At 75.6% G+C, this 6,722-nt stretch carries 7 protein-coding genes; all 7 read right to left on the reverse strand.

The genetic code is table 11. The features are described from left to right. Window positions 1-555, reverse strand: a 555-nt coding sequence (gene folP / locus F1544_RS22715; RefSeq protein WP_167588490.1) for a dihydropteroate synthase, incomplete at its 3' end; no start/stop codon positions are given. A gap of 38 nt (window positions 556-593) precedes the next feature. Beyond that, window positions 594-1,163 carry a GTP cyclohydrolase I FolE gene (gene folE, locus F1544_RS22720; protein WP_167588484.1) on the reverse strand — a complete coding sequence of 190 codons (570 nt, stop codon included), beginning with the start codon at window positions 1,161-1,163 and terminating at the stop codon, window positions 594-596. Beyond that, window positions 1,160-3,154 (reverse strand): ATP-dependent zinc metalloprotease FtsH, encoded by a 1,995-nt coding sequence (ftsH, locus tag F1544_RS22725; RefSeq protein ID WP_167588485.1) that lies wholly within the window; start codon window positions 3,152-3,154, stop codon window positions 1,160-1,162. Before ftsH ends, folE begins: the two co-directional genes overlap by 4 nt. Before the next feature lie 172 nt (window positions 3,155-3,326). Next, window positions 3,327-3,878 (reverse strand): hypoxanthine phosphoribosyltransferase, encoded by a 552-nt coding sequence (gene hpt, locus F1544_RS22730; RefSeq protein ID WP_167588486.1) that lies wholly within the window; start codon window positions 3,876-3,878, stop codon window positions 3,327-3,329. A gap of 12 nt (window positions 3,879-3,890) precedes the next feature. Next, a complete protein-coding gene (gene tilS / locus F1544_RS22735; RefSeq protein ID WP_167588487.1) occupies window positions 3,891-4,907 on the reverse strand; it encodes a tRNA lysidine(34) synthetase TilS in 1,017 nt (338 codons plus the stop codon). After that, the gene (locus tag F1544_RS22740) at window positions 4,904-6,040 is read right to left on the reverse strand and encodes an Rv3626c family coenzyme F420 biosynthesis-associated protein (protein ID WP_167588488.1); all 1,137 of its coding nucleotides are present in this window, start codon (window positions 6,038-6,040) and stop codon (window positions 4,904-4,906) included. Before F1544_RS22740 ends, tilS begins: the two co-directional genes overlap by 4 nt. 25 nt (window positions 6,041-6,065) lie before the next feature. After that, a partial coding sequence (gene dacB, locus F1544_RS22745; protein WP_167588489.1) for a D-alanyl-D-alanine carboxypeptidase/D-alanyl-D-alanine endopeptidase occupies window positions 6,066-6,722 on the reverse strand: 657 nt, incomplete at its 5' end.

The following is a 6,722-nucleotide window of genomic DNA, read 5'->3' on the forward strand; positions in this document are numbered from 1 at the left end:
GTCGTGCACGGCGACCTTGGCGAAGCCCAGGCCCGGGTCGAGGACGACGCGCTCGCGCGGCACCCCGGCGGCCAGGACCGCGTCCAGGCGGGTGGTCAGCTCGGCGCCGACCTCGGCGACGACGTCGTCGTAGCGGGCGAGGGAGGTCATGACGTCGGAGTGCCCGCGCCAGTGCGACAGGACGTAGCGCAGCTCGGGGACCGCCTCGGCCAGCTCCGCCAGCGTGGCCGCCATCGCCGGGTCGGCCAGGCCGCCCGAGACGTCGTTGACGACCACGGCGCCCGCCGCCACGGCGGCGCGCGCGAGGCCGGCGCGCATGGTGTCGACGCTGACGACGACGCCCGCCGCGCGCAGGCCGCGCACGACGGGCAGGACCCGGTGGGCCTCCTCCTCGGCGCTGACCCGCACGGCCCCGGGCCGCGTGGACTCCCCGCCCACGTCGACGAGGTCGGCGCCCTGCGCGGTGAGCTCCACCCCGCGGGCCACGGCCGCGTCGGGGGCGAGGAACCGGCCGCCGTCGGAGAAGGAGTCGGGGGTGGTGTTCAGGACGCCCATCACGAGGCAGCGCGCAGCCGGCTCCCCCGGCACGCCGGTCACCGCCCGGCCAGGATGAGGCTCATCGCCTCGGCCCGGGTGGCGGGGTTGCGCAGCGCGCCGCGGACCGCGGACGTCACGGTCCGCGCACCGGGCTTGCGGACGCCCCGCATGGACATGCAGGAGTGCTCGCACTCCAGGACGACGACGACCCCGCGCGGGCGCAGCGCGCTGACGAGCGCGTCCGCGACCTGGGTGGTGATGCGCTCCTGCAGCTGCAGCCGGCGGGAGTACACGTCGACGATGCGCGCGAGCTTCGAGAGCCCCGTCACCCGGCCGTGCTCGCCGGGGATGTACCCGACGTGCGCGACGCCCCAGAACGGGAGGAGGTGGTGCTCGCAGGTGGACTGCAGCTCGATGTCCTTCACGAGGACGAGCTCGTCGTGCTCGAGGCCGAAGTCGGTCGCGAGCACGGCCGCCGGGTCCTGCCAGGACCCGGCGACCTGCTCGGCCCAGGCCCGCGCGACGCGGCCGGGGGTGTCGCGCAGACCCTCGCGGTCCGGGTCCTCGCCGACGGCGAGGAGGAGTTCCCGGACCGCGGCCTCAGCGCGCGCGGCGTCGAAGCTCACGGCCCCTCGTGGGTCCCGTTCTGCTGCCCGTAGCCGTTGACCGGCGTCTGGAACCCGCCGTGCCCGTTCAGCTGAGCGCGCTCCGAGGGACCCGGGACCGGGGGGATCTCGGAGACCGCACGACGCTCGCTCGACAGCCACACCGGACGCTGGGGACGCTTCACGACGGGCGCGAAGATCTCCGCGAGCTCCGCCTGGTTCAGCGTCTCCTTCTCCAGCAGGGCGACGACGAGGGAGTCCAGGACCGGGCGGTGCTCGACGAGCACCTCCCACGCCTCGTCGTGCGCCGCCTCGATGAGCCGGCGCACCTCCTCGTCGACGATGCCGGCGACACCCTCGGAGTAGTCGCGCTCGTGGCCTATGTCGCGGCCGAGGAAGACCTCGCCCCCGCTGCTGCCGAGCTTGATCGCCCCGACGCGCTCGCTCATGCCGTACTGCGTGACCATCTTGCGGGCCATGCCCGTGGCCTTCTCGATGTCGTTCGAGGCGCCCGTGGTCGGGTCGTGGAAGACGAGCTCCTCCGCGACGCGGCCGCCGAGGGCGTAGGCCAGCTGGTCGAGGATCTCGTTGCGCGACGTGGAGTACTTGTCCTCCGTCGGCAGGACCATCGTGTAGCCCAGGGCTCGGCCGCGCGGCAGGATCGTGACCTTCGAGACCGGGTCGGTGTTGGCCATCGCCGCGGCCACCAGGGCGTGCCCGCCCTCGTGGTAGGCGGTGACCCGCAGCTCCTTCTCGTTCATCCGGCGCGTGCGCTTCTGCGGCCCGGCGATGACGCGGTCGATCGCCTCGTCCAGCGCCTGGTCGTCGATCACCTTGGCGTTGGCGCGGGCCGTGAGCAGCGCCGCCTCGTTGAGGACGTTCGCCAGGTCGGCGCCGGAGAACCCGGGCGTGCGGCGCGCGATCGTCAGGAGGTCGACGGTCGGCAGCATCGGCTTGCCCTTGGCGTGCACCTGCAGGATCTTGTGGCGGCCCTCCATGTCGGGGGCCTCCACCGCGATCTGCCGGTCGAAGCGGCCCGGGCGCAGCAGCGCCGGGTCGAGGATGTCGGGGCGGTTGGTCGCGGCGATGAGGATGACGTTCGTCTTGACGTCGAAGCCGTCCATCTCGACGAGCAGCTGGTTCAGCGTCTGCTCGCGCTCGTCGTGCCCGCCGCCCATGCCGGCGCCGCGGTGGCGGCCGACGGCGTCGATCTCGTCGACGAAGATGATCGCCGGCGCGTTGTTCTTGGCCTGCTCGAAGAGGTCGCGGACGCGGCTGGCGCCGACACCCACGAACATCTCGACGAAGTCCGAGCCGGAGATCGAGTAGAACGGCACGCCGGCCTCACCCGCGACGGCGCGGGCCAGCAGCGTCTTGCCGGTGCCGGGCGGGCCGTAGAGCAGCACGCCCTTGGGGATCTTCGCGCCGACGGCCTGGAACTTGGCGGGCTCGGAGAGGAACTCCTTGATCTCGTAGAGCTCCTCGACGGCCTCGTCGGCCCCGGCGACGTCCGCGAACGTCGTCTTCGGGGTGTCCTTGGTCATCATCTTGGCCTTCGACTTGCCGAACTGCATGACCTTGCTGCCGCCGCCCTGCATCTGGCTCATGAGGAACCAGAAGAGGAGGAGCAGGATGATCAGCGGCCCGACGGTGAACAGCAGCGACTGGAGGACGCCGGTGCGGGGCACCTCGTCCGTCACGGTCAGCGCGCTCGCGTTGGGCGCGTCCTGCAGCGCCTGGACGACCGCGGTGCCGCGCTGGGCGATGTAGTAGGAGCGGACCTGCGAGGCGCCGTTCTCCTGCGTGCCGGCGGCGAGCGTCAGGTCGATGCGCTGCGCCCCGTCGGTGAGGGTGGCGGACTTGACCTTGCCCGACTCGATCAGCTGCAGCGCCCGGGTGGTCGAGACCTCGGTGGTGCCGCTGGAGGCGAAGAAGGACGCTCCGATGGCGACGGCGGCGATGGCGAGCACGATCCAGACGAGCGGACCGCGGAAGATGCGCTTCAGATTCATCGGTGGAGGGGTCGCCCCCTGTCCCTCCTGCTAGCCCTGCGAACTCTTGAGGTTACACCGCGCCCACGTGCTCTTCCTGGCCGCTCACCTGGTCGAACGGGCGGGGAGGACCCCCTGTTCCGCCGCGGGACCGCGTGTCCGCTGTGAGCGCACACACGTCCGCCGGCGCGGGTCAGCTGTAGACGTGCGGGGCGAGCGTGGCGACGCAGTCGAGGTTGCGGTAGCGGTCGGCGTAGTCGAGGCCGTAGCCGACGACGAACTCGTTGGGGATGTCGAAGCCCACGTACGCGACGTCGACCTCGACCTTCGCGGCCTCGGGCTTGCGCAGCAGCGCGCACACCCGCACCGACGCGGGCCCGCGGGAGCTGAGGTTGGACAGCAGCCACGACAGGGTCAGGCCCGAGTCGATGATGTCCTCGACGACGAGGACGTGGCGGCCGGAGATGTCGGCGTCGAGGTCCTTGAGGATGCGCACGACGCCCGAGCTGCGGGTGCCGGAGCCGTAGGAGCTGACGGCCATGAAGTCCATCGACAGCGGGATCGCCATGGCGCGGGAGAGGTCGGCCATGACCATCACCGCGCCCTTGAGCACGCCGACCAGCAGGACGTCCTTGCCCGCGTAGTCGCGGTCCAGCTCCGCCGCGAGCTCCGCCACGCGTGCGGCGACCTGCTCACGGGTGAGGAGGATGTGCTCGAGGTCCGTCCCGGCGTCCGCGGCGTCCACGCAGTCCACTCCTCAGCTGTCCGTCGCGGTCCCCTGGTCCGGGGTCCGCGTGAGCACGAGCCTGCCACACGAGCGGCGGGCCTCCGCACCGCCCGGCAGGTGCACGGCGCCCTGGCCGCGCCAGCGCAGCAGCAGCGCGTCGAGGGCGTCGACGTGGGCGGCGGTGAGCGCACCGGCGGGGGCCCCGGCCGCCAGCGCGGCCCGGCGCAGCAGCCGGCGGCGCAGCGCGGCCGGGGGCGCCAGCAGGTCCGCGACGGCCGCGCTGGAGCCGCCGCCGGGGTCGTCGGTGAAGACGTCCGCCGCGGCCGCGAGCGCGTCCAGGGCGTCGGCGTCGTCGCGCAGGGAGCGGGCCGTGCGGGCGAGCGCCGCGGCCACCCCGGGCCCCAGCGCCTGCTCCAGCAGCGGCAGCACGTCGTGGCGGACGCGGGCGCGGGCCAGGTGCCGGTCGGCGTTGGCCGGGTCCTCCCAGGCCGTCAGGCCCTCGTCGGCGCAGGCCGCGCGAACCGTGGCGCGGGCCACGCCCAGCAGCGGCCGCCGCAGCAGCCCCCGCTCGGCGGGCATCCCCGCGAGGCTGCGGGCCCCCGAGCCGCGGGCCAGCCCGAGCAGGACGGTCTCGGCCTGGTCGTCGAGGGTGTGCGCCAGGAGCACCGCGACAGCCCCCAGCGCCCGGGCCTGCGCGTCCAGCGCGGCGTAGCGGGCGTCGCGCGCGGCCCCCTCGGGACCACCCGCCCGGCCGACGGCCACGCGGGTGACGACGACGGGGTCGAGGCCGAGGCCCCGGCAGGCGGCGGCCGCCTCGGCGGCCACCGCGGCGGAGCCCGCCTGCAGGCCGTGGTCGACGGTCACCGCCCCCGCCCGCAGCCCCGCCGCACGGGCCTCGAAGGCCGTGGCCGCGGCGAGCGCGAGGGAGTCGGCCCCCCCGCTGCACGCGACGAGGACCAGGCCGCCCGGGGCGCCGGCCGCGACGCGGGCCAGGTCGGCGCGCACGGCCACCCGGACCGCGGCGACCGCGGGCGGCGGGCCGCTCACCCCACCACGCGCGCGGTCCAGGCCCCCGGGTCGGCGATCTCGGCCGGGCTGGGCAGCGTGTGCGGCCCCTGCCAGACGGCGTTGAAGCCGTCCCAGCCGACGCGCTGGACGACACCGCGCACGAAGCGGGCGCCGTCGGCGTACTGCCGGGTCTTCGCGTCCAGGCCCATGAGCCGGCGCACCAGGCCGTCGAGGGACCCGCGGCCGCGGCGGCGCTCGGTGAAGCGGGCCCGGATCGTGGCGACCGTGGGCACCACCTGGGGGCCGACGTCGTCCATGACCACGTCGGCGTGCCCCTCCAGCAGGGACATGACGGCGACGAGGCGGGCGACGCGCTCGCGCTGCGCGGGGCTCTGCAGGAGGTCGGCGAGGCCCGTGCCCGAGCCGCCGTCGCGCAGCGCGTCGGGCAGGCCCTTGAGCAGGCTACCCATCCGCTCGGACAGGTCGCGCGGCTGCTCGAGCAGGTCGCTCGACAGCCCTCGCGCCTCGTCGGCGACCCACTGCCGCAGCCACGGGCTGGCGCCGAACTGCAGCCGGTGGGCCTCCTCGTGCAGGCAGACCCAGCGGCGGAAGTCCCGCGGCACGACGGCGAGGTCGCGCTCGACCTGCACGACGTTCGGGGCCACGAGCAGCAGGCGGGCGGGCCGGCCCTCGTCGATGCCGGAGAAGACGTCGTACTGCCCCAGCACCTTCGTCCCGAGGAAGGCGAGCAGGCTGCCGAGCTCGGCGCCCGTGGTCCGCCGGCCCAGCGCCGTGGTGGCCCGGTCGAGGCTCCCGGTCCCGCTGCGGGCGCGGCCCGCGTGGCGGCCCTGCGGGTGAACGACCACCGGGGCCAGCAGGCTGCGGAACGCCTCGACGTTGGCCCGCGCCCACGACGCCCGGTCGACCACCAGGGCGTCGGGCTCGACGCCGAGCGTGGGGTCGCGCTGCAGCCGCGCGGTGGCGGCCACGGGCGCGGAGGCCTCGGCGGCCGCGGTCCGCAGCTCGCCCACGGCGTCGGCGACCTCGGCGGGGGACGCCTGGGGCCCGGGGCGCACGAGGCGCGCGGCCATCCGGGCGGCCAGGTCGAAGTCGACGAAGGCGCCCAGGGGCCGGCCCCCGTCGTCGCGCTGCGGTGCCCCGGCTGCGGTCATGCGGGGAACGCTACGCGGCGCGGGCTCAGCGGCAGCCGCACCCCGCGAGCAGCGTCGAGAACCGGTCCTGCGCCTGCCGGGCGCGGTAGGAGCCGCCCGGGGGCACCGCGTCGGCGAGGACCGCGAAGGCCAGCAGGCGGCCGTCGGCGTCGCGGACGTAGCCGGCGAGCGAGCTGACGCCCGTGAGGGTGCCGGTCTTGGCGCGCACCACCCCGGCGCCGGGCGCGACGTCGGCGCCGCCGTAGCGGTCGAGCAGCGTGCCGGTGGCGCCCGCGATCGGCAGCCCGCTGGCGATGGCGCGCAGCTCGGGATGCTCCGGGCCGGCCACGACGGCGAGGAGCCCCGTGAGCGTGCGGGCGCTGATGCGGGTCTCGCGGCCCAGCCCGCTGGCGCCCTGCAGGTGCGCGCCGGTGACGTCCACGCCGAGGGCGGCGACCTGCTCGACGACCGCGGCCGAGGCGTCGTCGAACGTGCCGGGGCGCCCCGCCGCGACGGCCACGCGGCGGGCCAGCACCTCGGCGAGGGTGTTGTCGCTCGTGGTGAGCATGAGCTCGACGACCTCGGCGGTCGTCGCGGCCGGGGCCTCGGCGAGGACGGCCGCGTCCGCCGCGGCCGGGGCGCGGGTCACCGCGGGGGCGACCCGGACGCCGTCGCGGCCCAGCGCCGCCGCGAACGCCGTGGC

Source organism: Kineococcus rubinsiae (genome assembly GCF_011839805.1).
In the GTDB taxonomy this organism is placed as follows: domain Bacteria; phylum Actinomycetota; class Actinomycetes; order Actinomycetales; family Kineococcaceae; genus Kineococcus; species Kineococcus rubinsiae.

Excerpts from the sequence above, each read along its gene's own strand:
- ftsH (WP_167588485.1), bottom strand. The coding sequence starts at position 3,154 with ATGAATCTGAAGCGCATCTTCCGCGGTCCGCTCGTCTGGATCGTGCTC.
- F1544_RS22740 (WP_167588488.1), bottom strand. The coding sequence starts at position 6,040 with ATGACCGCAGCCGGGGCACCGCAGCGCGACGACGGGGGCCGGCCCCTG.